The following is a 26090-nucleotide window of genomic DNA, read 5'->3' as shown; positions in this document are numbered from 1 at the left end:
ACCCATAACTCCGCCTTCTGAGCGAGACCGGTCGAAAATAGGAGCGAGCCCGGTCCGCGGACCGGTCTCGCTCCTATTTTCGACCGGTCTCGCTGGGAGAGAGAGGTCAGTCCTCCTTCTCGCCGCGCAGGACCCGGAGATGGCCGCGGCGGGTGATCTCCCCATCCCCGAGGCCCGTGAGGTGGTCTGGCAGGACGTCGGGGTCATGGGTGAGCGGGGCCGGCATGATGCCGCCGGGGCGGCCCACGTGCTCGGCGGGCCGGGCCGGGGGCCGGGGCGCGCGCGAGGCCTCGCGGACGGCATCAGCCAGGGCGAGCAGGTCATCCTCCGAGGGCGGCGCGGGGGCGAACTCGGTGGCCAACCGGATGATCTGCCACCCCCTGGGGGCGGTGAAGGACTCGACGTGCTTGGCGCACAGGTCGTAGGCCTCGGGCCGGCGCTCCGTTGACAGCGGTCCGATGACGATCGTGGAATCCGCGTAGACGCTGGTGAGCGTCGCGACAGCAGGGTTCTCGCAGCCGGGCCGCCGGCAACTCCTCACATTCCTCACCAGCGCAGGTTATCGCGCCCGGCCATCGGGAATCACTCAGGGCGACGGCGAGGCGCGCGCGGCCGCCCCTCAGCCCGGCACGTATGGTGGCCGCGTGAGACGCCCCCGCTCCTTCCAGCCCCGAGCCCTCCCGGCCCCGGCCCCGAGGTCGGCCAGGCGCCACCGGGACCGTCACGGGCACGGCCTGCGCGGCCCGCTCATGCCCCCGGTGCTGCCGGCCTGGCGGACCCGCGCCGAGCGCTTCGACGCCCTGGTCATCGAGGTCGCCGACGATCTGGCCCGGAGGCACCCCTTCGTCGCGGACGTGCAGTTCGCCGTCGAGGAGGTTCCGCCCTCCGACCCCGCGCCCTGGGAGCCGGGGATCGTCCTGGGGCGCGGTTTCGCGCCGGAGCCCCGCGCGGGGCTGCCCGGACGGGTGGTGGTCTACCGCCGGCCAGTGGTCTCCCGGACCCGGGACACCACCGAACTGCGCGCGCTCGTGCGCCACGTCGTCGTCGAGCAGGTCTCCACGATGATGGGCCGCCGCCCGGAGGAGATCGACCCGGACTTCTTCTGACGCCCTGCCCGGGCCCCGGCGGCGCGGCTCGCGCCCGGGGCCGGTCAGCCGAGGCTGATCCGCGTGGAGGCCCGCGCGGCGGAGTCGGCGATGACCGGCAGGACGGCGATGAGCGGGCCGGCCGCATCCCCCGAGGCCTCGCGGGTGAGCAGCACGGCGGCGCTCAGGCCGTCAGGCCGCGCGGCGCTCAGCCGCACGGCGCTCACCCCCGCCGGCACCTGGGCCGTCACGCTCGACCCCGCTGGGATGTCGACGGTGGTCGACCACGACCCATCGGGACTGGCCAGGTCCACGGTCCTGGCCTCGCCCGCCGTCGAGGAGATGACGAGCTCCGGCGAGACGCCGTCGCGGGGCATGAGGGCCGTCGCGGAGGCGAGAGCGCCGGACGGGGCCGCCTGGCTCCAGGCGACGTCGTGGGCCAGAGCGCCGGAGCGCGCGGGCAGCTCGCCGCCGACGCGGACCATCCTGGCGGCGGCGCTGACGGGAGCGTCGGAGGTGACCCGGATGCCGTAGGCACCGGGGTCGACGCCAGTCAGGGTGATGTCGAAGACGGAGCCGGGATCGATGGTGACGGCCTGCGCGCCGGGCAGTGGAGTGGGGCCGGCGCTGCCGAGGAGCGTGACCGCGACGGTGGCCGGGGTGTCCCCGGGGTTGACCACGCGCAGGACGGGCTCGTCGGAGGACACCGCCCCGCTCACAGCCTCGGAGCCCTGCTCGGCGGCCTTCGCCAGGGCCACCACGGGGATGGTCTGCTCGGTGGCGGGCGCGGCGCCCGGGGTGAGCATCTCCACCCCGGCGGGGGTCTCACCGTCAAGGCCCTCGGTGACGAGGGTGGACACGATGCTCCCGCCGTCGGATTCAACGGACAGGGCGATCCTCGGATCGGCGGCGCCAGCGGACTCCAGGAGGAGGGACGAGGTCTTCCCCGGCTCGACGACGACCTCGCCATTGGAGGGAAGGGAGATCGCCCCGGCCGAGCCGTACAGGCGCACGCGGGCGGACACGGTGGTGACGCCGGGGTTGGTCAGGCGCAGCTCGGCGGAGGAGCCGAGAGCGGTCGAGCCCCCGACGATCCAGGCGACGGAGCGGCCGGGCGCGCAGGGCGCAGCGGCCAGCCCGCGCAGGTCCCCCGCATCAGTGGCCGAGGTGACGGCGCCGGCGGCACCGGCGGGGCTGGAGTCGTTGGCGGGGGCGGCGGTGAGGATTCCGCCGCCGGAGCCCTGGGGGCCGGTGAGCGTCGTCGGGGAGGAGGGGCCGGCATTCACGGCCGTGCCCGCGTAGCGCAGCGAGGCTGGCGATCCGACGGGGAGGATCGTGGTGGTCGTGGTGGCCTGCCGCACATCGACGCCGCTGAGGGTGTTGGCGGGGGCGGCGGGGCAGCCGTAGGCCGCGGTGCCCGCGGGCGCGTCGATGCCGACGGCGTCGACCTCCCGGATGGGCGCCGCGGGAGCGGGGCCGGCCCAGGCCGCCAGGCCGACGGCGCCGGCGAGGAAGACTACCCCGGCGCCCAATCCGGCGGCGCGCCGAACGGGGCTCGGCCCGAGGCTGAGGTGGGGGCTCATGCGGACCTCCTACGGCGCAGCGGGAGCGCGGCCAGGGCTGTGATCGCCCAGACCGTCATGATGGCGCCGGCGAGCATCCGCTCGTCGGCGGAGGAGTGGGTGAGGGTGAGCTCGCCGCCACTGGCGGGGACGAGGAAGGCCTGCTGCCACTGGCCCCGGCCATCGGTCCGGGTGGTGGCCTGGAGGGGCTCGCCGTTGAGGGTGGCGCTCCAGCCGGGATCGGCGCGCTCGGCGAGCACGAGCACGCGGTCTTGCCCGGAGGCGGGGATGGTCGTGGTGGTGCTCTGGCCGGTGAACGGGACGGTGGAGGCGCGCGGGGCGCCGCCGTCGGCGGTCTCGAGGAGGACGGCGCGCGCCGACTGCGCGGCATCACTGGGGATGACGCGCCAGGAGACGGCGGCGTCCGTGCGCGCAAGCTCCTCCAAGCCGGGGGTGGAGGCCAGCCCGGCGCGGGCGGAGGCCGTGACCTCGTCGCCCTGCCTGGTGGTCAGCAGGACGACGCCAATGCCGTGCGCCGAGAGTTCGTCGGCGGCCGTCTCGCCCTGGCCCGCGACGGTGCTGGCGATGGCCGCCGCCAGTGAGGAATCGGCGCTGTCAGCGAGGCCTTCGGCCCCGTCCGCGGCCGAGCCCGCTGAGGCGGACCGGCCAGCGCGGCTGTCGAGACGGGCCCCGGTGGGCTCGGGCAGCGCATCGGTGAGCAGGAGGCCATCGCCGCGCCAGATAGAGGCGGTCAGCACCGATCCGTCGCCGGTCCCGGTCGAGCCCAGGACGAGGACGCGACTGGCCTCGGGGGCGCGCTGGAGCTCGCGGGCGATGAGCGGGACCTGCCGGGCCGCCGGCCGCAGGGCCATGAGGGGGGTGCCCGGGTTGGTGGCCCGCGCCTGGCCGGGGACGCGGTCGCCATGCGCGACGGCGAGGGCCCATCCGCCGCCGAGCAGCAGGGGCGGGACGAGGGCGAGCGCGCAGGCCACGGGCGCGGCGATCTGGAACCAGCCGTGGGAGCGCTGGACCAGGGCGGCGCGGGTGGCATCGGCCCCGGCCAGGGCCGCGGCGAGCACCCCCGCCAGGGCGAGGCTCTGCGCGGCGCCCGGCCAGCCGACCACGGTCATGCGGGCGCCGCTGGGCGCAAGGCCGGTGCCGATGATGGTCCCGGCGGTGACGACGGCGAGGGCGAGGGCTCCGATCGCCGTGAGGACGCCCGCGCGGGCCCTGCCGCCCCGGCGCCCGGAGGCCAGCAGGCCGGTGAGGGCGAGGAGTGGGGCGAGCGCCAGCAGGAGGCGGACGGCCAGGAGCGCGTGCTCGCCGGGAATGAGCGAGGCCAGGTCGATGGGCGAGCCGAGAAGGAGGTCCGCGCGGCCGGGCGCCGGGGTGACCACGGGCGCGCCGGGCTCGGTGAGGAGGAGGCGGAGCGCCGCGGCCCCGTCGCCCGCCTCGCGCAGCTGCCAGGCGCGCCACCACACGGGCGCCGGGGTGACGGCGGCCGGGACGAGGGTGAGCAGGAGGCGCCGCGCCCCGCCGGGGGCCCGGCTGGGGCCGAGCGCCCGCTGGAGCGCCTTGACGACGATGAGCAGGAGCAGCGCGGGGACGATGATGGCGGCTGTGGCGGGGACTGCCGCGGTGATGGCGGCCAGGAGCAACCCGGCGACGGCGGCGGCCGTCGGGGAGCCGGGGCCGTAGTGCTCGACGGCGGCGGTGGCCCGGGCCGCGGCGGCCGCCTGCTGGATCCTGGCGGCCAGCCGTTCGGACAGGGGCTGCCTCGGCGGGGCCCCGGCGCCTTCCCCGGCGTCATCCTGGGCGTCATCCTCCCCCGCCTCGTCGGCGTGGGGCCCGGAGTCGTCGGGCCCGGACTCTTCGGCGTCGTCAGGGCTCCGGGTGGGCTCCCCCGCACCTTCGATGGCCTCAGCGGGCCCCTCCGGGCCGGCGTCATCCGCCCGCAGCCCCGGGGCCCCGGAGCCCCCGGGCCCGTGCTGCTCGCCCGGCTCCCCGAGTTCTGCGAGCTCCTCTTCCGCGAGCTCCCCGAGCTCCTCGACGCGGGCGCTGCTGATGCTCTCGGCGTGGGCGAGTTCGTCGTCGGAGATGCGGTGGGCGCCCGCCAGGCCCGAGAGCACGCGATCGCGGCGGTCGGCGCCGACGGCGCGAGCCAGCGCGACCAGCGCCCAGGGCAGGAGGATGTGGACGATGAGCGAGGCCAGGCGCCCCTGCCCGGCGGCGAACAGCAGGCTGGGCGCGGCCGCCCAGGTCAGGGCGGCCCAGGCTCGCAGGGCGATACGGCGGGTGACCGCGCCCGCGGCAAACCAGGCGCCGGCGGCGGCCAGTGGCAGCGAGGCGACCAGGAGCAGGTGGACGAGCGCGTCCCCGCTGATCCCTGCCGCGCCGGCCAGCGCCATCGGCAGGGCGAGGACCGCGAGGAAGGGCGTCATCGCGGTGGGGTAGCCGTCGGCCGAGCCCGCCCAGGTGCTCCAGGCCGCGTCCCACAGGGCCCGCCAGTCCTCGCCGAGCGAGGCGAGCGCCCCGCCCATGACGGAGCGGGCAGTGAGCGCCTCGCCCAGGGCGGTCAGGCCGCAGATGGCGGCCAGGGCCAGGACGGCCCCCAGAGCCCGCCGACGGCGGGTGGCCAGGGCCGCGAGCTCGCCGAGCTCGAGCTCACTGGGCGCGGCGGCGCGGGCGAGGCGCTGGCGCTCCTGGCGGCCCCGGTCCCTCCTGGCCGCGCGGATCTCGGCGGGGTCGAGGTACAGCTCGGCGAGCACACCGCGCGGGACGGCGGTGAAGGAGGCCAGGCGCCGCCGGCCGCGCCGGATGCGGGCGGGCCGAGAGGCGGCGGTGAGGGCGGCCGCCAGCTCGTCGCCCGCCAGGCCCGGGGCCTTGGTGAGCAGGCGCCAGGCCCCCCGCCCGAGGGCGAGGAGGATCATCCAGGCGAGCAGCGGGAGCAGGGGCCGGGTGGAGATCGTGGCCCAGGCGACCAGTTGGGCGGTGCGGCGGGCCCGGAAGGAGCGGTCGAGATCCGGTGGCTCCTCTGAGGCGGCGGCCTCGGGGGCCTGCCCGGCATCGGGGGACTCGGCACGCTCCACCGGGGAGGGCGCGCCGGCAGCCTCATCGGCGTCGGTGGGAGCGCCGCCCGCATCGGCGCCGCGCAGGCCGAGGTAGGTGGCGCGCCGGTGCCGGATGACGGCGCTCGGGACGACGACGACCCTGTGCCCGGCCAACCGCAGGGCGTGGGAGAGCTCCAGGCCCTCGGAGAGCAGGGGCATGTCGGGCGAAGCGCCGCCGACCTCCTGCCAGGCCTGATAGGAGATGAGCGCGCCCGCGGTGCCCACGGCGAGCACGTCGCTGCGGTCATCGTGCTGCCCCTGATCGATCTCGCCGGGGACGATGTCGTTCGCGCGGCGCGCCGAGCCCGTGGCCCGCAGCCCGACCTCGAGGAGCAGATCAGGGTTGTCCCAGTCCACCTGCTTGGGGCCGGCCAACGCGATCGAGCGGGCGGTGGTGACGGCCTGGAGGAGCTCGGCGAGGCAGTCGGGCTCCGGGGCGGAGTCGTCGTGGAGGAGCCACAGCCACTGGGCGTCGGAGGGGTCGAGGTCGAGACTGAGGAGCGGGCGGCCCTCATCCTCGTCACTGGCCTCCGGGCGGGGCCGGGCCGCGGCCCGCTCCTGGGCGAGGGCGAGCCCTCGGGCGACGGCGCCGCCAAGGGTGAGCGCGGCGGGGGCGCGCAGAATGCGCACGGCGGTGACGAGGTCGAGGCCGGAGGCCTCCACGGCCTCTTCGACGGGGGTGCCGTCACCCAGGCCGTTGGCGCGCGAGGCGACGTCGACGATGAGCACGGCGGCCGGGAGGGCGGTCTGCGCCGCGAGCGCGACCAGCGCCCGGGGCAGGAAGGCAGTGACCCCCGCGGTCACGACGACGGCGAGGGTCTCATCCTGAGCACGGCCGGCCCCGGCGCCGGGAATGCCCTCGGCGCTCGAGCGGGCTTCGGGGCCCGGCGCGGTCATACGGCCCGGCGCTTGAGCTTGCGGCGCTCCCGCTCCGACAGGCCTCCCCAGATGCCGAAGCGCTCGTCATTGGCGAGGGCGTACTCAAGGCACTCCTCGCGGACCTCGCAACTGGCGCACACGCGCTTGGCCTCGCGGGTGGAGCCGCCCTTCTCCGGGAAGAAGGCCTCGGGATCGGTCTGGGCACACAGCGCGCGCTCCTGCCACGGCAGCGGGCCGGACTCGTCCCCACCCCCGAAGAGAAGGATGATCGCGGCGTCGTCAGCATCATCGGACAGCGCCAGAGGCCCGTCGCCGAGGATGTTCCACACGATGGCTTCCCTTCAGAGAGGATCAACTGATGAAACCAAACTACACGTCTGTAAGACCAGGTATCAAGCCGAGAAAGGCCACATGATCTGCTGAGACCGAGTTGAGACGCGCCACTCAAGCCCGCAGATCACCCGCCGTTCCGCGGAAAACCCCGTCACCGAGCCTCGCCGGGGACCCTCAGAAGCACCTCGACTCTGATTGAATCCGGCTATGAACGACCCCCTCATCCCACTCCTCCCGACCTCGGCCGACGGCGATCGCCCCTGGCTGATCTGGTATGCGCCCGAGGAGCGCATCGAGCTGACGGGGCGCGTGCTGGCGATGTGGTCATCGAAGACCGCCGCCTTCCTCGACGCCGAGGCGGGCCCCGCACCCCTCGTCCACTGCGCGCTGGAGCCCCACTGGAGGACGGTGACCTGGTGGCTCGGGACCTGGCAGGCGGGGGGCGGCGTCCTGGACGCGGGCGCCGACGGGACCAGCACCGCCGTCGCGCCCGCCGTCAGCGTCGCCTTCTCCCCCGACCGGCTACACCAGGACGCCGACGTCCAGGCCCTGGTGGCCCGAGCCTCGCTCGCCCTGCGCTGGCCGGGCGCGTTGCCGCCCCTGGTGAGCGACGGCGTCGCCGATCTCATGGCCCATCCGGACTCCTTCCCAGCCCTCCCGACGGCGCCCGGCGCCCCCGCGCTCATCGAGGCCACCGGGGCGCCTGGCGGGCCCGGCGCGGGGCGGAGCCTCGACCGGGGGGCGCTGGTCGACTCCCTGCCCCCCGCCACGGGCCCGGCGGGCGCCACGCCCGGGACTCCCGGCGCGGTCCTCATCCGCCACGAGACGATGCCGGCCGCGATGCGCGCCATCCTCGCCGCCTGGAGGGATGGGCGCGCCGCCGTGCTCCTGGCGCCGGGCGCCGACGACGCTCTCGCCACCGCGGCCGCCCGTCAGGAGGGGGCCGCCTGAGGGTCAGGGCACATCCGCCTGGACGACGCTCCCGTCGCCCTCGACGGTGAGCGCCCGCTCGTCCGCCCCGACGAACAGCGCCTGCCCCCGCTGGAGCCGCTCGCGCCCCGCCGTCGTCGAGACCTCTACACGGCCGTCGATGCCGAGCAGGATGCGCGGACCGCGCCCGGGGACCCCCACGGCGCCATCGGCCGCCGCGACGTCGGTGACGAGCAGTTCGAAATCGTCCACCGGCGCGTAGTAGGCCCGGGTCGCCCGCGAGAGGTACTCGGGGGCGGGCCGCACCGGCGGCGCGGCCACGTAGTCGACGCAGGCGAGCATCTCAGGGATGTCGATGTGCTTGGGGGTGAGCCCGGCCCTCAGGACGTTGTCAGAGGAGGCCATAATCTCCACGCCGAGCCCGCTGATGTACGCGTGGACGGAGCCCGCGGGGACGAAGAGCGCCTCCCCCGCGCGCAGGGTCACCGGGTTGAGCAGGAGGGCGGCGGCGATCCCGGGGTCGCCGGGGAAGGCACGGGCCATCTCCACCGCGTTGGAGTCCGCGCGCCGCGACGGCGAGACCCCCGCGGCCAGGCGGGCCGCGAGCTCGGCGACGAGCTCGGAGATCTCCTCACCGCTGGGACGGCTGTCCACGGAGACGATGTCGGTGAACGCCTGGCGGATGCCGAAGCGGCCGGGCGCCAGGCGCAGGGTCCGGCGCATGCGGCGGGCCAGGGGGGAGGAGAGCCCCGAGAGCACCTCCGCCGCGCGGCGGGGGGCGCGGAAGCCCGCGACCGCCTCGAAATCGGTCAGGGCCAGGACCATCTCGGGCTTGTGGTTACGGTCCTTGTAGTTGCGCACGGGGCTGGCCAGGTCGATGCCGGCCCGATCCTCGGCCTCATAGCCCTCGATGGCCTGCCCTATGGAGGGGTGGACCTGGAGGGACAGGGCACGCGCGGGGGCGATGATCTTGAGCAGGAAGGGCAGCCGGGGCCCGAAGCAGAGCATGACGTCCTCGCCCAGGAGGCGGGCGGGCTCGGCGGCGATCCGCTGGGCGAGGGTGCCCGCCCCCTCCCCCATGGTGGCCGGCCCGAGGGGGTGGGCGCCGAGCCACTGCTCGGCCCAGGGCGCGCCGTCGGGCGCCTCCCCCAGGAGCTCGGGGATGGCGGTGGGGTGCCCCCAGTCGTACCTCTGGCGGAAGCCGTGGAGTCTCTCCATAGGCACACCGTAGCTGCAGCACCGGCGGGTTTCACCCGTGGGAGGGTCGGATGGTACACACTTGGGGACTATGCGAGGCATCATCCTGGCCGGCGGCTCCGGCACACGACTCAACCCGATCACCCTGGGCACCTCCAAGCAGCTGGTGCCGGTGTACGACAAGCCGATGATCTACTACCCGCTGTCCACGCTCATGCTGGCCGGCATCCAGGACGTCCTGGTCATCACCACCCCGCACGACGCCCCCAGCTTCCACCGCCTGCTGGGCGACGGCTCGCAGTTGGGGGTCAACCTGTCGTACGCGGTCCAGGAGACGCCCAACGGGCTGGCGCAGGCCTTCGTGCTCGGCGCCGACTTCATCGGGGGCGAGAGCGCGGCCCTGGTCCTGGGCGACAACATCTTCTACGGCCCCGGCATGGGCACCCAGTTGCGCCGCCACACGAGCCCCGACGGCGGAGTCGTCTACGCCTACCAGGTGGCCGACCCCACCGCCTACGGCGTCGTGGAGTTCGACGCGGACTTCAAGGCCGTCTCCATCGAGGAGAAGCCCGCCCACCCCAAGTCCGACTACGCGGTGCCCGGCCTGTACTTCTACGACAACGACGTCGTCGCCATCGCCCGCGACCTGGCCCCCTCGGCCCGTGGCGAGTACGAGATCACCGATGTCAACCGCGCCTACCTGGAGGCCGGGCGCCTCACCGTGGAGGTCCTGCCCCGCGGCACCGCCTGGCTGGACACCGGCACCTTCGACTCGTTGGCGGACGCCACCGCCTTCATCCGCACCATCCAGCACCGCCAGGGCCTCAACATCGGCTGCCCGGAGGAGATCGCGTGGCGCATGGGCTTCATCGACGACGACGGCCTGCGCCAGCGCGCCGAGCCCCTGGTCAAGTCGGGCTACGGCCAGTACCTCCTCGACCTCCTGGCCCGCGGGCGCCGCTGAGGACCGCCGACGAGACGAAGGCAACACGGCCTCCTGTTCAATTTCTGAGCACATGGGACTAGCCTCGAACATACGAGGTTCCCATTCAGATCCGAACAGGAGGCCGCCCCATGCCCGGCACCCTCACCCAGCCCCAGTTCGACACCCTGGCCGCGCTCCTGCGCGCGGACGCGGCCCTGACCCAGCGGCAGATCCAGGAGTCCACGGGCATGTCGCTGGGCAGCGTCAACGCCGCGGTGCGCGAGTGCGAGGCCGCCGGCTACATCGCCGAGCGCGAGCTGACCGCCTCCGGCAGGGCCGCACTGGAGCCCTACCGGGTGGACAACGCGATCATCCTGGCGGCGGGCATGTCCAGTCGCTTCGCCCCGATCTCCTACGAGCGCCCCAAGGGCATCCTCAAGGTGCGCGGGGAGGTCCTCGTCGAGCGCCAGATCCGCCAGCTCCACGAGGCCGGGATCACGGACATCACGATCGTCGTGGGCTACAAGAAGGAGTACTTCTTCTCCCTGGCCGAGCGCTACGGGGCCAGGATCGTGGTCAACAAGGAGTACGCGACCCGCAACAACAACGGCTCCCTGTGGCTGGTCAAGGAGGACCTGGCCAACACCTACATCTGCTCCTCGGACGACTACTTCACGATCAACCCCTTCGAGTCCCACGTCTACCAGGCCTACTACTCGGCAACGTACATCGCCGGCCCCACCCAGGAGTGGTGCCTGACCACCGGCGCGGGCGGGCGGATCACCGGGGCAACCGTCGGAGGGGCGGACGCCTGGACGATGCTCGGCCACGCCTATTTCGACCGGGCCTTCTCCACCGCGTTCCGCACGATCCTGGAGTCCGTCTACGAGCTGCCCGAGACGGCCCCCAAACTGTGGGAGTCCATCTACCTCGATCACATCAAGAGCCTCGACATGGTGATCCGGAAGTACCCCGACGGCGTCATCCACGAGTTCGACTCCATCGACGAGCTGCGCACCTTCGACCCCGCCTTCATGGAGAACATCGACTCGGAGGTCTTCGAGAACATCTCGACCGCCCTGGGCTGCGAGCGCGGCCAGATCGGCGCCTTCTACCCCCTCAAGCAGGGCATCACGAACCTGTCCTGCCACTTCTCCGTGGGCGAGGACGAGTACGTCTACCGCCACCCCGGCGCCGGCACCAACCAGCTCATCGACCGCCGCGCGGAGATCGAGGCCCTTCGGCTCGCCGGCGAGCTCGGCCTGGACTCCACCTTCCTGGCCGGGGACCCGGAGCAGGGCTGGAAGATCTCCCGCTACGTCCCCGACTGCCGCAACCTGGACGTGTCCAATCCCAGCGAGTTGGAGCGGGCCATGCGCATGGACCGCGCCCTGCACGAGTCGGGACGCGAGCTCGCGCGCAGCTTTGATTTCGTGACCGAGGGGCTGCGCTACGAGTCCCTTCTGGCGGCCCGGGGCCCCATCGATATCCCCGGCTACGACGAGCTGCGCGCCAAGGTGCTGCGCCTCAAGGAGTTCGCCGACGCCGACGGCTTCGGGCTAGCCCCCAGCCACAACGACTTCTTCCCGCTGAACTTCCTCGTGGACGCCTCCGGCGAGCTCTCCCTCATCGACTGGGAATACGCCGGCATGTCCGACGTCGCCGCCGACTTCGGCACGATGGTGGTCTGCGCGCAGCTGGGCGCCGAGCGCGCCGAGGACGCCCTGGGCTACTACTTCGGCCGCACCCCCACCCCCGTCGAGCGGCGCCACTTCTGGTCCTACGTCACCTTCGCCGGCTGGTGCTGGTACGTGTGGTCCCTGGTCAAGGAGGTTGAGGGCGACGACGTCGGCGAGTGGTTCCTCATCTACTACCGGCACGCCGTCGACTACGTAGACTCCCTCCTGGACTCCTACATCTCCGGCACGGACCTCACGGGCCCCCCGGAGGCCCTGAGCGCGAGGAGGAGCGCCTGATGCGCTACGGAGCCATCAGCGGGGCCACCTGGGGCCTCGACACCGTCATCCTGGCCATGGCCGTCGCCCTCACCCCGTTCCTCGGGGCCCCGCAGGCGCCCATCGCCAGCGCCCTCCTCCACGACGTCATCTCCGCGCTGCTCCTCATGGCTTACATGGGCGCACGGGGGCGCCTGCGCCACACGCTCGCCGCCCTGCACACCCGCTCGGGAAGGGTCGTGGCGCTGGCCGCCCTCCTCGGCGGGCCGGTGGGCATGAGCGGCTACCTCATCGCCATCAACAACATCGGCCCCTCCTACACCGCGATCATCTCCACCTTCTACCCGGCCCTGGGCACGCTCCTGGCCTACCTCATCCTCGGCGAGCGCATGAGGCCGCGCCAGGTCGTGGCCCTCCTCGCGGCCCTGGCCGCCATCATCGCGATCGGCTGGTCCTCCTCCGCCGACTCCGGCGGCGGCAACGCGATCCTGGGGATTATCGCGGCCCTGGCCTGCGTCTTCGGCTGGGGATCCGAGGCCGTCATCCTCACCTGGGGGATGCGCGACGACTCCGTGGACAACGAGACCGCCCTGCAAATCCGTCAGACGACATCGGGCCTGACCTACCTGCTCGTAGTGGCCCCGATCGTGGGGGCCCTCGGATTCTCCGCGCGCGCCTCCCTGACGCCGGCCACCGGCGTCATCGCCCTGGCGGCCATCGCCGGGACCACCTCGTACCTCTTCTACTACAAGGCCCTGGGCACGATCGGCGCCTCCCGGGGCATGGCCCTCAACATCTCCTACTCCGCGTGGGCGGTCATCTTCGCCCTCGTCCTGCAGGGGACCATCCCCACCGCCTCGCAGGTGGTGTGCTGCGCCGTCATCCTCGTGGGCACGGTCCTGGCCGCCACCGCAGACTGGTCCGACCTGCGGCTCACGCGCCGCGCCCCCGCGCTCACGAAGGAGGCGTGAGGACGGGGCCGCGCCCGGCCCCACTTGCTCGCCACGCCGCGCGCCGCGGGGCGGCCCGACACGTCGCGCCGCGGCTTCCTGGTCGGCGCCCCCGCGGGAGAGGATGAGCCCATGAGCACCACCGGCTACGACGATCCCGCCCTCCTCAAGCGCGTCCAGAGGGCCACCGCCCTCGCACTGGCCGAGCTCGACCGCGTCTGCGCCGAGTTGGGACTGGAGTACGCCGCCTACGGGGGCACCGCGATCGGCGCGGCCCGGCACCAGGGCTTCATCCCCTGGGACGACGACGTCGACGTCGTCATGCCGCGCCCCGACTACGAGCGCCTCCTGGCCGAGGCCGATCGCGTCCTGGGCCCCGGCTTCGTGCTGCTCAGCTCCCGCAACTCCCCGGACTACCCCAAGACCTTCGGCGTGCTGGGCCTGGCCGGGACCGCCTTCATCCCGGAGATCGCGCGCGACCGCGCCTACCGGGTGCCCATCGGCGTCGACGTCTTCCCCTTGGACGTCCTGCCCGACGACGAGCGCGCCTTCAAGCGGATGGCGCGGCGGACCTGGGTGTGGGGGCGGCTCATGTACCTGCGCGGGACGCCCACCGCCGAAGTCCCGCTGCCCGCGCCCGCGAGGCAGGCGGCCGCCGTCGTCCTGCGCGCCATCCACTGGGGCTTGAGGGCCGCCCGGGTCTCGCCGCGCGCCCTGTACGAGCGCTGGGACCGCGCCGCGCGCTCCCACGAGGGCGAGGACTCGGTGTGGCTGGGCGATTTCTCCACCCAGGACCCCAGGCGCTGGTCCATCCGCCGTGATGAGCTGCTGCCCACCGTCGCCCTGCCCTTCGAGGACATGACGATCCGGATGCCCCACGCCTATGACGCGGTGCTCACCCGTGGTTATGGCGACTACATGACGATTCCGCCGGTCTCAGAGCGGGTCAACCACAAGCCCTCGCTGGTGGACTTCGGGGATCACGACCTCGGGGAGGAGTGAGACGGCGTCAGCGGGGGCTCCCCGATCCGGCGGTAATCGCGGGCCAAGAACAGGGCCAGCAGCACCACGGCCAGGGAGTAGGACAGCACGCCGACCCAGCTGACACCGTTCATCCCGAAGGCGTCCACGAGCATCTTCATCGAAACTAGGGAGGCCAACGCGGCGACGGCGTTGCCCAGGAAGCTCGCCTTGAGGTCGCGCACGGCGATGAGCAGGTCGTTCATGAACCAGGCGAAGGCCGTCATGACCGTGCACACGACCGCGGGCAGCAGCAGGTCCGTGTGCCCGATGATCTTGTCGCCAAAGATGAGCCGCAGCACGGGATCGCCCAGGAGCAGCAGCAGGGCCGCCGTGACGGCGGTGACCACGAGGATCCCGCCGATGGTCCGCCACAGGAGGGTCAGGGCCGAGCGCTTATCGGAGTGGAAGCGGTCCGCGAACTCCCCCATGAGGGGGCTGTAGACGTAGACGGCGCCCATCTGCACGATGACGACGGGCGAAGCCACGGAGTTGTAGATCCCCAGCGCCTCGCTCCCGACGGAGGACTCCAGGTACTGGCGGGGCAGCGTCAGGACGGAAGAGCTGCAGACCTGGGCGATGACGAGGGGGAAGAGGGTGACCAGCAGGGACGCGGCGGCGCGGAGGTCGATGACGGGGCGCAGGCGCTCGAACTGGGCCGAGCGCGGCACGTCGTAGACGACGCCCACAAGGATGGTCACCACCGCCATGGTGATGATGGCCGCCATGAGGGAGTTCGCCAGCCACAGGACAACGCAGAAGCCCGCCAGGGTGGTCACGCCCTGGAGCATGTAGGACTTGCCGATGTAGTCCATCCGCCGGTGCCGCTGATCGATGGCGTGAAGGACCTCGATGAAGTTCGTCGCCAGGGAGTAGACCAGGTACACGGCGATAAGCGGCAGGGCGTCGAATGACGCCGTGGCCAGGGAGTAGACGATGCCGAGGAGGAAGGCCAGGGCAGTGGTCAGCACCCGCAGGCCCACGTACTCCCCGGCGCTGCGCTCGCCTTTGGTGTCGGTGACCTGGATCGTGCGCAGGCGGTAGTCGGCGAAGGGGTTGATGAGGTTCGCGATCGCCATGACGAGCGCGAGCCCACCCGCGGCGTCGAACCCGTGCGAGAGCCGCACGACGGCGACCCCCACCAGGTAGTTGCAGGCCAGCCGGATGATCGACCCGGCTGAGCTCCACAACATGTTCGTCCGGAGGGACAGGGCCTCCACCTGCGCCATCGGCACTCCTATCTGAACAACGCGTACCTGGCCACCAGCGCGGGCAGGTAGCAGGCCAGGGCCACCGGCTTGTTGGGCGCCATGCGCAGGGCTCCGGACTGCCCGGCCAGTCGGCAGCCCACAAGGTACAGCAGCGTCTCGCGGACCCTGCCCTTGATCGTGGTGGAGCGCTCGGCGCAGTAGCGCTTGTGCTTCCAGTAGCCGATGGGGTTCCGCTTGGCATTGGCCGCGAAATTGTGGGTGAGCCCGTCGGGCAGGTAGTGGCAGATCGTGAGGATCGTGTTGTCGGCGAGCATGACGTAGCGCTCGTCGAGACGGTAGTAGACCGAGGTCTCGGCGATGAAGATCTCCCCGGGGGCGACGTCGTAGGGATAGTCCCGCAGGACCTCGGTGCGATGAATGAGGGAGGTGTCCCCCCTAAAGCCCATCGTCTCGAAGAGGTCCCAGTACTTCACGTCGCGCGCGCCCTCGGGCATCCACGTGTCCATGGGGGTGCGCTCATCCGTGCCGCGCAGGGCGACGATCCCGGCGTAGCGGTCCTGCCCCTCGATGGTCGCCCAGGTGGCCAGCACGTGCTCGATGGCGCCGGGGAGCAGCCAGTCGTCGGAGTCGACGACGAAGAACAGCGGGCTGGTGGCCCGCTCCACACCGAGGTTGATGGCCCGGGGCTTGCCGCCATTCGCGGTCTTGACGTAGTCGATCTCGATCTCGCCGCGCTCGATCCATGAGGCGACGAGCTCCTCGGTGCCGTCGGTGGAGCCGTCGTCGACGATCATCCACACGAAGTCGTGGGAGGTCTGCGCCACGAGGCTGTCGTAGAGGACGGGCAGGATGTAGGCGCGCTCATAGGTGGGGGTGAACACGCAGACGGTTTTGGGCGCGGGGCCGGTGCGGCTCTCCGCGGGCGCAGGGCTCTCAGGCGTCACGGTCGGCCCCCTCCACCCAGGTGACGGCGCGCAGGTGCGCAGGCGGGCGCTCCTCGGCGGGCGGGATGCGCTCCCAGTCGCCGTAGTAGTCGGCCAGCACCTGGGCCGCCTTGGCGGGCACGGGGTACGTCCCGCCCTCGAAAGCCGCGCGGGCCGCGGGGAAGAGCGCCCGGGGCTCCAGGGTGTTCTTATCCATGTGGTCGTCCACGAGCAGGACGTAGCGGATGTCGTCATCCTGGGCGGAGGCGTCCTTGATATTCACCCCGCGCGCCAGGGCATCGGCCTTGGCGGCGATCCGATAGGGGTCGAGGCGGCGGGTGACCGGGTGGATGACGCGCTTGACGAACTTGGCGGCGCCGGAGGTGGCGTAGCGGGGATCGGTGGCGGCGAGCGAGCGCCATCGCACGAGCCGGGCTGCCTTGGCGCGCACGCGGCGCATGCTCGGGTCGGACAGCCTCACGCGCTCCAGGGGGAAGATGTCGACCCACAGGCCCAGGGCCAGCTCCTCATCGATGAAGGTCTCCTCCGCGCGCGTGCGGGTGTCGACGAGCTTGAAGAAGGGGTAGATCGACGTGCGGTCCCGGTAGGAGACCAGCTTGTAGCGGTCCGCGAGGGCGCCCGCGCGGCACAGGCGGAAGAGGGCCTCGTAGTCGTCGCGGGGCATGACGACGTCGATGTCGTCGTCCCAGGGGATGAAGCCCTCGTGGCGCAGCGCGCCGATGAGAGTGCCGTAGGCCAGGAAGTAGGTCAGGCCGTGCTCCGCGCACACGCGATCCAGCTCGCGCAGGACGTCGAGCTCGATCTTCTTGATCTCCTCTTGTGAGAGCGCTTCCATCGCTGGCCTTTCTCATCGCAGGCGCCGGATCGTGCGGGGATCGAGCGGGGCGGGCACCCCGGTCGCGGAGGCGGGCGCGCCGTCGATGCTACCCGTTCCCTCCCCACCGCCGGGGACGCCCGGGGGGCCGCCACCCCAGCACCGCGCCATCGATGGCCCCGCGTGTGAGACCATTCCCCCTGGGGCGCACCTTCGCCACCCCGCATCCCACCGATGGAAGCACGCATGAGACTCGCCCTGGTCATCAACACCTACCCGCCCCACCTGGGCGGCCTTGAGAACCACGTCTCCAACCTGGCGCAGGGGCTGCGCGATCTGGGCCATGAGGTGTGGGTGCTCACCCTTTCGGACAGCCCCGGGCTCCGCGATGACGACGGCGTGCGGGTCCTCACGGGGCGCGGCCACCTCCCCATCGCGGAGGTCATCAGCTTCCCGAGCGTGGGCACGACCAGGCGCATCGCCCGGTTCCTGCGCGAGAACCGGATCGACATCGTGGGCACGCACACGCGCTTCTTCCCCATGAGCCTCGTCGGGCTGCGGGCGGCGCGCATGGCCGGGATCCCGGTGATCCACACCGAGCACGGCTCGGGATTCGTGGCCACCCCCTCCCCCATCATCTTCGCGGGCTCGCGGGCGGTCGACCTGACGATGGGCCGCTACGTTCTGCGCCACGCCGATCGAGTACTGGCGATCTCCGCGCAGTCGGCGGCCTTCATCAAGCGCTTGGCAGGCGTCGGCGCCGAGGTCTTCCACAACGCCATCCCCGCGCCCGAGCCCCATCCCGCGCCCGCGGACAGGCCTGGCCACCTCGTGTTCGTCGGGAGGGTCGTGGCGGGCAAGGGCTGGGACGCCTTCCTGTCCTCCATCGCCGCCCTGCGGGGGCGCGGCATCGACGTCGACGGCGAGTTGCTGGGCGCGGGCGCCGAGTTGGAGGACGCCCGGGCGATGGCCCGCGAGCTGGGGATCGATGACGCCGTGTCGATCCCGGGGCGCGTGCCGCCCAGCCAGGTGCGCCAGGCGCTGGCCGGGGCGACCCTGGTCAACCCGACAGTGCTCTCCGAGGGCTTCCAGACCACGCTCCTGGAGGCGATCGCTGAGAGCGGCCGCGTGGTGACCTATGAGGTTCCCGGCGCCCAGATCCTGGCCGACCAGGGGGCGCCCGTCGTGATCACCGGGGAGCGCAGCGCCGAGAGCCTCACCGACGCCCTGGCGACGATGCTCGCCGCCCCACCGGTGCCGGCCCCCAGCGGCCTTATCGAGCAGTGGACCTGGCCCGTGCGCTCACGCCAGTACGCGGATATCCTCGCCGAGGTCCTGAGCGATCACCGGGCCTGAGGGTCCGGCCCCTCGCCGCTGGCCGGGCCCGGGCGCCGCGCGTCGGTCCCCGCCTCGTCGATGCGGGCGGTGAGCCGATCGACCTCGGCGCGCAGGATGGCGATCTCCTCGGCGAGGCGACGCCGATCCTCGGCGTTGTGGGACAGGTCCACGCTGAAGCGCAGGGAGAGCAGCAGGAGGATGATCCCCGCGACGAAGAATCCCAGGTTGAGCGGCACCTCGACGCCCAGTCGGCTGGATACCGCCCGCAAGCCGCCGGGGATGAGGGCGAAGAAGACGCAGCCGATGGAGATGATGATCCACCACGTCGCGTAGGCCTCCTTCATCCCGGAGTTGCGCATGCGCAGGAAGATGGAGACCAGCACGATCATCGCGAAGATGATGCCGAGTATGTAGGTGGAGCTCATCGTCGTCCCTCCTGGTTCTCCGATGGGGGTACGGCGCCCGGGGCGGCCCGGTTGGGGCGGCTGAGCGCGATCCCCAGGGCGAGGAAGGCCCTCAGGAGGAAGCGCGCGGCCTTGAGCGGGTTGTGGGAGGGCTCGCCACCCGCGCGGGGGCGCATCCGCACGGCGACCTGGCGGACCCGCAGGCCGGATCGCTTGGCGACGACGAGCGCCTCGATGGTGTCGCCCAGGTACTCGGCGGGATAGTCCTGGGAGAAGACCGCCAGGGCCCGGCGGTTGTAGAGCTTGAAGCCGCTGGTGGTGTCGGTCAGGCGGGTCCCGCTGACACGGGAGAGGATCACGGAGAGCACCCTCATCGCCCAGTGGCGGGGACCGCGCACCGAGTAGTCGCCTTTGCCCGCGAAGCGCGCGCCGATGACGAGGTCCGCCCCCGTGGCGCGCGCGCATTCGAGCATCACGGGGACCTCGGAGGGATCGTGCTGGCCATCGGCGTCGAGCTGAACCGCGTAGGAGTAGCCGTAGCGCACGGCGTAGACGAAGCCGGCCCGCATGGCGCCGCCGACTCCCAGGTTGATGGGCAGATCGAGGACCGTCACCCCGGCGTCGCGGGCGAGCGCCGCCGTGCGATCCGTCGAGCCGTCCGAGACGACGACGGCATCGGCGGTGCCCCCGAGCGTCGCCAGGACCTCGGCGATCACCCCCGGCAGGGCGACCTCCTCATTCCATGCGGGGATGATGACGAGGAGGTCGTGGCGGCGCTCAGCGCTCATGGGACTCCTCTGCGGATGAATCGGTGGGGCCGTCCACCGGCAGGGCCGGCGGCCGACTCGCAGGATCGATGGGGCGCGTCGCGCTCTCGGCGGCGCCAGGCGCGCCAGGCGCGTCGGGGGCGCCAGGAGCATCGGGGCTCTCCGGGGCGGTGGCCTCCCGCTGGCCGGCCTGGATCCGCGCGTGCCGCCCCGGCGAACTCCGGCTCACGAAGTCCTCGACCGGCTCCTGGCGCTCCGGCTCGGCCTGGCCAGCCGCGCTAGGGGCGGTCGGCACGGTGATGGCCCGCACGGGTCGGCCCCACACCAGGATGGACAACGAGGCGATGGCGACGGCGTAGACCAGGACGAGCGCCCGCCAGGTGTACTCCGGGGTGAGCGGGAAATCCGGCCACCACCATCGCAGGAAGAGGTCGAGGCTGTAGATGGGGTGGTCGAGGTCGAGGCGCCCATGCGTGTAGCGCTCCATGACCCGCCGCAGCGCGAAGGCGTTGACGAGCACCGAGCCGATCCCGATGAGCCAGACCTGCACGCCGACCACGTGCCTGCCCTTGACCGACATCGCGAGCCAGACGAAGAGCAGGATCGCCAGGAGCGGCAGCATGTAGCGGGGCTGGTACTGGTAGACCCGCGAGAAGCCGGCCTGCAGGGAGACGACCAGGGGGACCCCGGCGATGGCGCCGATGACGATGAGGATGCTCAACGCCTTGCGCCGCCCCACTCTCCGGGCGCCGGCGAACAGGCAGATCGCGGCCAGGCCGATGGCGATGCTCGCCGGGGCGCCGTCGAGGGGGATGTCGAACCAGCCCGCGCCCCAGCGCTGCCCGTAGAACCCCGCGAAGTACTCGGGAAGGGAGGTGAGCAGGGAGTGCAGGCGCTCCATCGACAGGTCGGTCTCCCCCGAGGAGGAGGTGGATTCGAGGGCGCTGGCCTGGCCCGTGGACCGCATGATCCACACGCCGATGGCGCTGGCGGTCAGGGCGAGAGCGGCCTCCGGGAGGATCCTCCTGGTCCATGGGGCGCCGACGAGCACGGCCAGCGAGATGACGAGAATGAAGAAGGCCGAGTCCCCGCGCGCGGAGCACGCCAGGAGCGCTCCGACCGCCGCGAGCCCCAGGAGCGCCCAACGGCGCCGCCCCTCCGCGCGCAGCGCGCCGAAGAGGGCGGCGGCGTACCCCAGAGTGCCCGATAGGGCCCAGGAGGTGGGGTTGTTCGAGGCCACGAAGTAGAGCCCCATGGGCATCCAGGCCACGAGGATCGTCAGGGCGAGGCTCTCCCTGTAGCGCGCTGGCAGGAGGAACCCGATGGAGCCGAGCAGCACCATCGCGATGAGGAGGTTGACCCCGCGCATGATGAGCACGGAGCCGGTGACGTCGGCGCTGACGAACTGGTGGTGGAACCAGTAGTAGCCGCCCGGGTAGTTGCCCGCGTCGTAGCGGCGCGAGTACGTGTACTCGTCGTCGGACAGGGCCTCCTTGCACCGCATCGTCCCATCGCCGTCCGGGTAGGAGAAGCAGGAGGTCCGCTGCGAGACGGTCTCGGGCACGTAGACCTGGACCTCATTGTTGATGACCTTGGTCGCGCAGCCCGAGGATTCCACGGGCGGGGGGCACCAGATGGCGCCCAGGTGGTAGTCGTCGTCCGGGGAGCCGCCGACCGGCGAGGCTAATGCCCAGCCGAGGCCGGTGACGAGCACCGTGAGTGCCAGGAGCGCGCCGAGGATCCAGCGGGTGGCGGGCCGGTCCAGCCAGGCGGCGCGGCGGGAGGAGGGCGCGGCAGGCAGGGAGTCGCCCCGCTCGGGGGAGTCGGGAAGGCCGGGGGCCTCGCCGGACCGGGCGGCCGCGGCGGCTGCGGGAGGAGGGTCCTCGTGGTCCCGCATGGTGTCGTGGCTCATAGGTTCGCGATGTAGGCGTCGAGGCGCTCCATCGAGTCGCCGGGGGTGAATCCGGTGGACTTGATCCGGCTGAGGTCCAGGGCGGACTTCAGGGGCCGGGGGGCGACGTCCTGGCCCGCGAAGTACTCCTCGGTGGTGATGGGGGTGACCTCGGAGGGATCGTGGCCGAGGCGCTCGTAGACGCGCTTGGCCACGTCCGCCCAGGAGACCACGGGCCCCTCGCCGGAGAGGTTGTAGGTGCCGTGGGGGGCGGAGGAGGACAGCAGGTGGATGATGCCGGCGGCCAGGTCGGTGGTGAAGGTGAGGCGGCCGGTCTGGTCATCGACCACCTTGGGGGCGATGCCGCGCTCGGCCAGCGAGGCCATGGTGCGCACAAAGTTCTTCCCGTCGCCCACCACCCAACTGGTGCGCACGAGGTAGTGGCTCGGGGCGGCGACGACGGCGGCGTCCCCACCGGCCTTGGATTGCCCGTACACGCCCAGGGGGCTGGGAGGCTCATCCTCGGCGTGGGGCTCGGTGGTGCCGTCGAAGGTGTACTCGCTGGAGACGTGCACGAGGGTCAGGCCGTGCCTGGTGGCGGCGCGGGCGAGGTTGGCCGGGCCGGTGGCATTGGCGCGCCAGGCGGCGGGCCGGCCCTCGGGGGTCTCGGCGCCGTCGACATTCGTCCAGGCGGCGGCGTTGATGATGATGTCGTAGGCGGACCAGTCGAGCGCGTCCATGGCGGCGGCGTCGGAGATGTCGAACTCGGGCAGGTCCACGCCGGTGGCCGCGTAACCGGCGTCGGTGAGCTGGCTCATGAGTTCGCGGCCGAGCTGGCCGTTGGCGCCGGTGACGAGCACCCGGCACCCCGGGCCGGCGGGCCGGCCGACGGCGGGGAAGGGGGTGACGGCGGCCAGGCGCGGGTGGGCCCTGTCCTTGTCCGACAGGATGGCGTCGTCGAGGGGGATGGGCCAGGGCACGGCGACGGTCTCGTCGGCGAGGTTGAGGAAGGTGTACTGGGCGTCGGGCGACCAGTGATCGTTGACGAGGTAGGTGTAGGCCGTGCTCGGCTCGAGGGTCTGATAGGCGTTGCCCACCCCGCGGGGCACGAAGACGGCGACGGAGGGGTCGATCTCGCAGGTGTAGACGGCCCCGAAGCTGGGGCCCTCGCGCAGGTCCACCCAGGCGCCGAAGACGCGCCCGGTGGCCACCGAGACGTACTTGTCCCAGGGCTCGGCGTGGATGCCGCGGGTCACCCCGACCTCGTCGTTGAAGGAGATGTTGTTCTGCACCGGGCCGAAGTCGGGCAGGCCGAGCGCCACCATCTTCTCGCGCTGCCAATTCTCCTTGAACCAGCCCCGGTTGTCCCCGTGAACGGTCAGATCGATCCGAAGGAAGCCAGGGATGGGGGTGGTCTCAACACCGAGGGGCTTCGCAGTGGTGGTCATGGGCTGGTAGTCCTCATTCCTCGTTGCGCCCAGCGCGCACCGGGCGCTGATTGGGATCGGGCCGAGTCTATCCTCCGCGCGGGGTGGCGGGCACCGTGATCGCCGCAACCAGGCCGGGCGCGGCGGCGGCGCATTAGAGTGGCGCTGCCAGGTCCACCCCCGCGCCACGCGGGCCGTCTTGGGAGAGCCCATGAACAACCCCGGGATCAGCCCCATGAGCAGCGCCACGGTCGCCGTCGTCGTCACCTATGAGCCCGGGCCCCTGGGAGGCCTCCTGAAGGCGCTCGCCTCCCAGTGCAACGCCGTTCTCGTGGTTGATAACGGATCCGCCGCTCCCGGGTTGGAGCGGGCGCGCGAGGCCTGCGCGGCCCATGGCGCCAGGCTCATCGAGCTGGGCGAGAACCTGGGGATCGCCGCCGCGCAGAACCGGGGCATCGCGGCCGCTCGGGCCCAGGGCGCCCGGTACGTGCTGCTGTCGGACCAGGATTCGATCCCCTCGCCCACCATGGTGGCCCAGCTGCTTGAAGCGATCGATGAGGACCCGCGGATCGCCGCCGTCGGGCCGCTGCCGACCGAGGAGCGCGAGGGCGCCGATGAACTCGTCTACGTGGACCGGGGCTGGAGCCCCAAGCGCGCCACCAAGGCCGAGCTGTCCCGGCCCAGGCTGGAGGCCGCCTTCCTCATCGCCTCGGGCTGCCTGGTGCGCGTCAGCGCGCTGGAGGAGATCGGGCCGATGCGCGAGGACCTGTTCATCGACCATGTGGACCTGGAGTGGGGAGTGCGGGCCCGGCGCTCGGGATGGCGGCTCGTCGCGGTGCCGGCGGCCCGGCTCGCCCACTCGCTGGGCGATGAGGTGGTTCGCCTGCCGGGGCGGGAGCAGCCGATCCACGTGCACGCCCCGATCCGCAACTACTACATCCTGCGGAACACCCTCGCGCTGGTGGGCCGCGGCTCGCCGCTGCCGGCGCGCTGGCGCGTCCGCTACTCCTACTGGGCGGCGAAGTACGCGCTGTTCAACGCCGCCCTGCCGGATCGACGCGCCGAGCGCCACCGGATGCTGCGCCGGGGCCTGGCCGATGGCCTGCGCGGCCGCCTGGGCCCCTACGCCTCCCGCCACCCCAACCGCTGATCCCCGCGAGACCGGTCGAAAACAGCACCGAGACCGGTCGAAAACAGCACCGAGACCGGTCGAAAACAGCACCGAGACCGGTCGAAAACAGCACCGAGACCGGTGCGCCGGCGCGGGGCCCTCAACTCCAGATGGCCTGGCGCAGAGCGAGGAGGTAGGTGCGCCCGTAGCGCGTGGTGGGCTCCAGGACAGCCGACTCGGCCCACTCGTTCCAGGCGTTGATGAACACGAGGCGGTCGGCCTCCTCGCGCCCGGCGACGGCCCGGATGAGGCCCGCCACCCAGCGGTGGAAGCTGTAGGGGTTGGAGCCGTACCAGGCATCCGCCCTCCACTGACGGCGGGCGGTGTTGTCGAAGGTGACCATGGCGCCGGGGTACTCGTGCTCGGTCAGGCGCACCGCGTTGCGCAAGGAGGCCTTGAGGGTGGCCTGATAACTCATGAAGTTGCCGCGCCAGCGCTTGTCCAGGCCGACGTCGAGGGCCGGGCCCGCGATCCACGGCAGGTTGTGGGGGGCGAACTCCAGGGTGCCGTCGAGCCCATTGGCGTGGTAGTCCTCGCCGACGCCGTCGAACTCCTTGGCCACGGACACGGCGATGACGTGGAGCTCACCGACGCCCGCGGCCCGGGCGCGCTCGCGCCAGGCGGCCACGACCTGCGGGAAGTTCTCCATCTGGGCGGGTCGGTAGACAGCGATGAGCGCCTTGCCGTCCACGCGCATGTAGCGGGGGTCCAGGAGGAACTCCATGACGTCGTCGATGAAGTCCTCGGCGGGGACCTTGTGGTAGTCCTGGCCGATGAGGACGTCCTGGCTGCGGCCGTCCCAGCGGCGCGTCCAGTTCTCATTGGCCCACATGATGCAGTACGGGAAATCGAGGTCCGAGGCCCGCAGCTTCTCGATGGGGCGGTTGAGGATCCGCTCGCCGGAGAACCAGTAGTAGTAGTACATGAAGCCGGCCAGGCCGTGGGAGCTGGCCAACTCGGCCTGAGCGGCGCGCACGGAGTCCATCTCCAGGTCGTAGTAGCCCAGCTCCGTGGGCTGCTTGGGCTGGTAGTGGCCGCGCCACGCGGGCACGGCGCCCACGACGTTGGACCACTCGGTGAAGCCCTTGCCCCACCACACGTTGTTCTGCGGGGAGTCGTGGAACTGGGGCAGGTAGAAGGGGATGACGGTGGCGGCCGGGACTCGCTCGGCATCGCGGTCGAAGCGGTGCCAGCCCTGACGGTCGGTGCCCGGGGCGGCGAGGATCTCCTGGATGGACTCGGGCTCCACGGTGCGCAGCCCGGCCTCCCTGGTGACGATGCCGACAATCCTCTCGACGGCGTGCGCGGTGGTGCCGTCCACCTGGCCAGCCTCGGGGTCGAAGTCGGCCGCCTGGAGGTTGAGGGCGCGCAGGCCCTGGAGTACCAGGCCGCGGCACCAGTACATGGAGCCGGAGGCGAACTCGAGCTCGTCAGGATCGATTCTCAGTTCGAGGCGGCGCAGGAGCTGCTCAACGATGCGCTGGTCCCCACCCCAGAACTGCTTGCCGACGATGGAGTCGGTGGCGGTGAGCACGCCCAGGGCGGGATCGGCGGCGAAGGCGGCGAGGATGCCCTCGATCGTCTCCCGCGACCCCGCGAGGTCGTCCAGGAACTGCTGCTTCCAGGTCTCACCGCTGCCGGCGAGCTCGGCGTGCTCCTCGCGCCAGGGGCTGCGCTTGGTGTGCATCTTGAGGATGAGGTCGTAGGGGTCGAGGATCCCGGAGTTGACCAGGTTGACGGTCGGCAGGATGTCACGGCCGTGGTTGTCCACCTCGACGACGACGCTGGTCCCCAGGTGGGACAGGTCGTCAGGGACCCGGACCGCCTCGCCGGAGGCGTTGGTGATGAACAGGTCGAAGTCGACCGGCATGAGGCGCAGGTGGGCGAAGAGCTCGTCCATGAGCTCGGGGTAGAAGCAGTGGATGACGACGGCGATGCGCGCCGGCGACTCGACGCGGAAGGCGGGGTCCACGCGCCACTTGTCCGGGAAGCCGGAGTCCTGGCGCCCGCCGAGGCGGTCGACGAAGGCGGCGAAGTCTGCGGGATGCTTGGGCCGGTAGCCGCGCACCGAGCCGGTGGCGATGAGGTTGGCGGCGGCGTTGCGTCCGCGGGCCGCGAAGTAGGTGACGCGGCGGGCGGCGCCGTGCTTGGAGATGCGGGTCATGTCTCGTGCCTCT

At 72.2% G+C, this 26090-nt stretch carries 21 protein-coding genes; 8 read left to right on the top strand and 13 right to left on the bottom strand.

From position 1 onward, the window contains the following. Positions 1 to 106: 106 nt before the first annotated feature. Complete coding sequence (locus tag GVV76_RS09345; RefSeq protein ID WP_159524051.1) at positions 107 to 550, bottom strand: DUF3499 domain-containing protein; 444 nt, start codon at positions 548 to 550, stop codon at positions 107 to 109. A 94-nt stretch (positions 551 to 644) separates the two neighbouring features. Between GVV76_RS09345 and GVV76_RS09340 the strand changes: the two genes are divergently transcribed. Beyond that, entirely contained in the window at positions 645 to 1106 is a 462-nt protein-coding gene (locus tag GVV76_RS09340) for a metallopeptidase family protein (protein WP_235905430.1), read from the top strand. Between the two features lie 44 nt (positions 1107 to 1150). Here the strand turns inward: GVV76_RS09340 and GVV76_RS09335 are convergent, their stop codons facing one another. Genes GVV76_RS09335 through GVV76_RS09325 form a run of 3 tightly spaced genes read right to left on the bottom strand, consistent with a single transcriptional unit; the run spans position 1151 to position 6905 of the window. Beyond that, positions 1151 to 2668, bottom strand: coding sequence for a DUF5719 family protein (locus tag GVV76_RS09335; RefSeq protein WP_159626594.1), 1518 nt, complete (start codon positions 2666 to 2668; stop codon positions 1151 to 1153). After that, positions 2665 to 6654 carry a glycosyltransferase family 2 protein gene (locus GVV76_RS09330; RefSeq protein ID WP_159626592.1) on the bottom strand — a complete coding sequence of 1330 codons (3990 nt, stop codon included), beginning with the start codon at positions 6652 to 6654 and terminating at the stop codon, positions 2665 to 2667. Before GVV76_RS09330 ends, GVV76_RS09335 begins: the two co-directional genes overlap by 4 nt. Continuing rightward, positions 6651 to 6905, bottom strand: coding sequence for a WhiB family transcriptional regulator (locus tag GVV76_RS09325; protein ID WP_188640695.1), 255 nt, complete (start codon positions 6903 to 6905; stop codon positions 6651 to 6653). The genes GVV76_RS09330 and GVV76_RS09325 overlap by 4 nt, the downstream gene beginning before the upstream one ends. Positions 6906 to 7176: 271 nt before the next feature. Between GVV76_RS09325 and GVV76_RS09320 the strand changes: the two genes are divergently transcribed. After that, positions 7177 to 7920 carry a TIGR03089 family protein gene (locus tag GVV76_RS09320; RefSeq protein ID WP_159626590.1) on the top strand — a complete coding sequence of 248 codons (744 nt, stop codon included), beginning with the start codon at positions 7177 to 7179 and terminating at the stop codon, positions 7918 to 7920. Positions 7921 to 7923: 3 nt separating this feature from the next. Here GVV76_RS09320 and manA read toward each other — a convergent pair whose 3' ends face one another. Beyond that, positions 7924 to 9117: a mannose-6-phosphate isomerase, class I gene (gene manA, locus GVV76_RS09315; RefSeq protein WP_159626588.1), complete on the bottom strand. Its 1194-nt coding sequence runs from the start codon at positions 9115 to 9117 to the stop codon at positions 7924 to 7926. Positions 9118 to 9187: 70 nt separating this feature from the next. Between manA and rfbA the strand changes: the two genes are divergently transcribed. The 4 genes from rfbA to GVV76_RS09295 all read left to right on the top strand — a co-directional run bounded on the left by rfbA (position 9188) and on the right by GVV76_RS09295 (position 13928). Then, complete coding sequence (rfbA, locus tag GVV76_RS09310) at positions 9188 to 10060, top strand: glucose-1-phosphate thymidylyltransferase RfbA (RefSeq protein ID WP_159524046.1); 873 nt, start codon at positions 9188 to 9190, stop codon at positions 10058 to 10060. Positions 10061 to 10170: 110 nt separating this feature from the next. Then, the gene (locus GVV76_RS09305) at positions 10171 to 11997 is read left to right on the top strand and encodes a phosphotransferase (RefSeq protein ID WP_159524045.1); all 1827 of its coding nucleotides are present in this window, start codon (positions 10171 to 10173) and stop codon (positions 11995 to 11997) included. Beyond that, on the top strand, positions 11997 to 12947 hold the full coding sequence (locus GVV76_RS09300) for a DMT family transporter (protein WP_159626586.1): 951 nt from the start codon (positions 11997 to 11999) through the stop codon (positions 12945 to 12947). Before GVV76_RS09305 ends, GVV76_RS09300 begins: the two co-directional genes overlap by 1 nt. A gap of 111 nt (positions 12948 to 13058) precedes the next feature. Then, the gene (locus tag GVV76_RS09295) at positions 13059 to 13928 is read left to right on the top strand and encodes a LicD family protein (RefSeq protein ID WP_159524043.1); all 870 of its coding nucleotides are present in this window, start codon (positions 13059 to 13061) and stop codon (positions 13926 to 13928) included. Here the strand turns inward: GVV76_RS09295 and GVV76_RS09290 are convergent. Genes GVV76_RS09290 through GVV76_RS09280 form a run of 3 tightly spaced genes read right to left on the bottom strand, consistent with a single transcriptional unit; the run spans position 13907 to position 16936 of the window. Continuing rightward, on the bottom strand, positions 13907 to 15175 hold the full coding sequence (locus tag GVV76_RS09290) for a lipopolysaccharide biosynthesis protein (RefSeq protein WP_159626584.1): 1269 nt from the start codon (positions 15173 to 15175) through the stop codon (positions 13907 to 13909). The two genes, GVV76_RS09295 and GVV76_RS09290, sit on opposite strands and share 22 nt — an antisense overlap. Before the next feature lie 8 nt (positions 15176 to 15183). Next, positions 15184 to 16101 carry a glycosyltransferase family A protein gene (locus tag GVV76_RS09285; protein ID WP_159626582.1) on the bottom strand — a complete coding sequence of 306 codons (918 nt, stop codon included), beginning with the start codon at positions 16099 to 16101 and terminating at the stop codon, positions 15184 to 15186. Next, entirely contained in the window at positions 16091 to 16936 is an 846-nt protein-coding gene (locus GVV76_RS09280) for a LicD family protein (protein ID WP_159524040.1), read from the bottom strand. Before GVV76_RS09280 ends, GVV76_RS09285 begins: the two co-directional genes overlap by 11 nt. A gap of 225 nt (positions 16937 to 17161) precedes the next feature. On the opposite strand from GVV76_RS09280, the gene GVV76_RS09275 reads away from it, so the two are divergent. After that, positions 17162 to 18271, top strand: coding sequence for a glycosyltransferase family 4 protein (locus GVV76_RS09275; protein ID WP_159626580.1), 1110 nt, complete (start codon positions 17162 to 17164; stop codon positions 18269 to 18271). On the opposite strand, the gene GVV76_RS09270 is transcribed toward GVV76_RS09275, so the two are convergent. From GVV76_RS09270 to GVV76_RS09255, 4 genes are read right to left on the bottom strand one after another with little or no spacing between them, the layout of a single operon-like run. Next, positions 18259 to 18678, bottom strand: a complete 420-nt coding sequence (locus GVV76_RS09270; RefSeq protein WP_159626578.1) for a DUF2304 domain-containing protein — start codon at positions 18676 to 18678, stop codon at positions 18259 to 18261. The genes GVV76_RS09275 and GVV76_RS09270 overlap by 13 nt on opposite strands. Continuing rightward, on the bottom strand, positions 18675 to 19445 hold the full coding sequence (locus GVV76_RS09265; RefSeq protein WP_159626576.1) for a glycosyltransferase family 2 protein: 771 nt from the start codon (positions 19443 to 19445) through the stop codon (positions 18675 to 18677). The genes GVV76_RS09270 and GVV76_RS09265 overlap by 4 nt, the downstream gene beginning before the upstream one ends. Next, positions 19435 to 21336 (bottom strand): DUF2142 domain-containing protein, encoded by a 1902-nt coding sequence (locus GVV76_RS09260; RefSeq protein WP_159626573.1) that lies wholly within the window; start codon positions 21334 to 21336, stop codon positions 19435 to 19437. The genes GVV76_RS09265 and GVV76_RS09260 overlap by 11 nt, the downstream gene beginning before the upstream one ends. Further along, the gene (locus tag GVV76_RS09255; RefSeq protein ID WP_159626571.1) at positions 21333 to 22763 is read right to left on the bottom strand and encodes a sugar nucleotide-binding protein; all 1431 of its coding nucleotides are present in this window, start codon (positions 22761 to 22763) and stop codon (positions 21333 to 21335) included. The genes GVV76_RS09260 and GVV76_RS09255 overlap by 4 nt, the downstream gene beginning before the upstream one ends. Positions 22764 to 22977: 214 nt before the next feature. On the opposite strand from GVV76_RS09255, the gene GVV76_RS09250 reads away from it, so the two are divergent. Next, on the top strand, positions 22978 to 23892 hold the full coding sequence (locus GVV76_RS09250; RefSeq protein WP_159626569.1) for a glycosyltransferase family 2 protein: 915 nt from the start codon (positions 22978 to 22980) through the stop codon (positions 23890 to 23892). A gap of 121 nt (positions 23893 to 24013) precedes the next feature. On the opposite strand, the gene GVV76_RS09245 is transcribed toward GVV76_RS09250, so the two are convergent. Continuing rightward, a complete protein-coding gene (locus tag GVV76_RS09245; protein ID WP_175994001.1) occupies positions 24014 to 26077 on the bottom strand; it encodes a glycoside hydrolase family 99-like domain-containing protein in 2064 nt (687 codons plus the stop codon). Between the last annotated feature and the right edge of the window lie 13 nt (positions 26078 to 26090).

Source organism: Actinomyces sp. zg296, assembly GCF_009829695.1.
GTDB lineage: Bacteria > Actinomycetota > Actinomycetes > Actinomycetales > Actinomycetaceae > Actinomyces > Actinomyces marmotae.
This window is presented reverse-complemented; position numbering and strand designations above follow the sequence as displayed.

Coding starts and splice junctions, on each gene's coding strand:
- GVV76_RS09335 (WP_159626594.1), bottom strand. CDS start 2,668: ATGAGCCCCCACCTCAGCCTCGGGCCGAGCCCCGTTCGGCGCGCCGCC.
- GVV76_RS09330 (WP_159626592.1), bottom strand. CDS start 6,654: ATGACCGCGCCGGGCCCCGAAGCCCGCTCGAGCGCCGAGGGCATTCCC.
- GVV76_RS09320 (WP_159626590.1), top strand. CDS start 7,177: ATGAACGACCCCCTCATCCCACTCCTCCCGACCTCGGCCGACGGCGAT.
- manA (WP_159626588.1), bottom strand. CDS start 9,117: ATGGAGAGACTCCACGGCTTCCGCCAGAGGTACGACTGGGGGCACCCC.
- rfbA (WP_159524046.1), top strand. CDS start 9,188: ATGCGAGGCATCATCCTGGCCGGCGGCTCCGGCACACGACTCAACCCG.
- GVV76_RS09305 (WP_159524045.1), top strand. CDS start 10,171: ATGCCCGGCACCCTCACCCAGCCCCAGTTCGACACCCTGGCCGCGCTC.
- GVV76_RS09300 (WP_159626586.1), top strand. CDS start 11,997: ATGCGCTACGGAGCCATCAGCGGGGCCACCTGGGGCCTCGACACCGTC.
- GVV76_RS09295 (WP_159524043.1), top strand. CDS start 13,059: ATGAGCACCACCGGCTACGACGATCCCGCCCTCCTCAAGCGCGTCCAG.
- GVV76_RS09290 (WP_159626584.1), bottom strand. CDS start 15,175: ATGGCGCAGGTGGAGGCCCTGTCCCTCCGGACGAACATGTTGTGGAGC.
- GVV76_RS09280 (WP_159524040.1), bottom strand. CDS start 16,936: ATGGAAGCGCTCTCACAAGAGGAGATCAAGAAGATCGAGCTCGACGTC.
- GVV76_RS09275 (WP_159626580.1), top strand. CDS start 17,162: ATGAGACTCGCCCTGGTCATCAACACCTACCCGCCCCACCTGGGCGGC.
- GVV76_RS09270 (WP_159626578.1), bottom strand. CDS start 18,678: ATGAGCTCCACCTACATACTCGGCATCATCTTCGCGATGATCGTGCTG.
- GVV76_RS09265 (WP_159626576.1), bottom strand. CDS start 19,445: ATGAGCGCTGAGCGCCGCCACGACCTCCTCGTCATCATCCCCGCATGG.
- GVV76_RS09260 (WP_159626573.1), bottom strand. CDS start 21,336: ATGAGCCACGACACCATGCGGGACCACGAGGACCCTCCTCCCGCAGCC.
- GVV76_RS09255 (WP_159626571.1), bottom strand. CDS start 22,763: ATGACCACCACTGCGAAGCCCCTCGGTGTTGAGACCACCCCCATCCCT.
- GVV76_RS09250 (WP_159626569.1), top strand. CDS start 22,978: ATGAGCAGCGCCACGGTCGCCGTCGTCGTCACCTATGAGCCCGGGCCC.
- GVV76_RS09245 (WP_175994001.1), bottom strand. CDS start 26,077: ATGACCCGCATCTCCAAGCACGGCGCCGCCCGCCGCGTCACCTACTTC.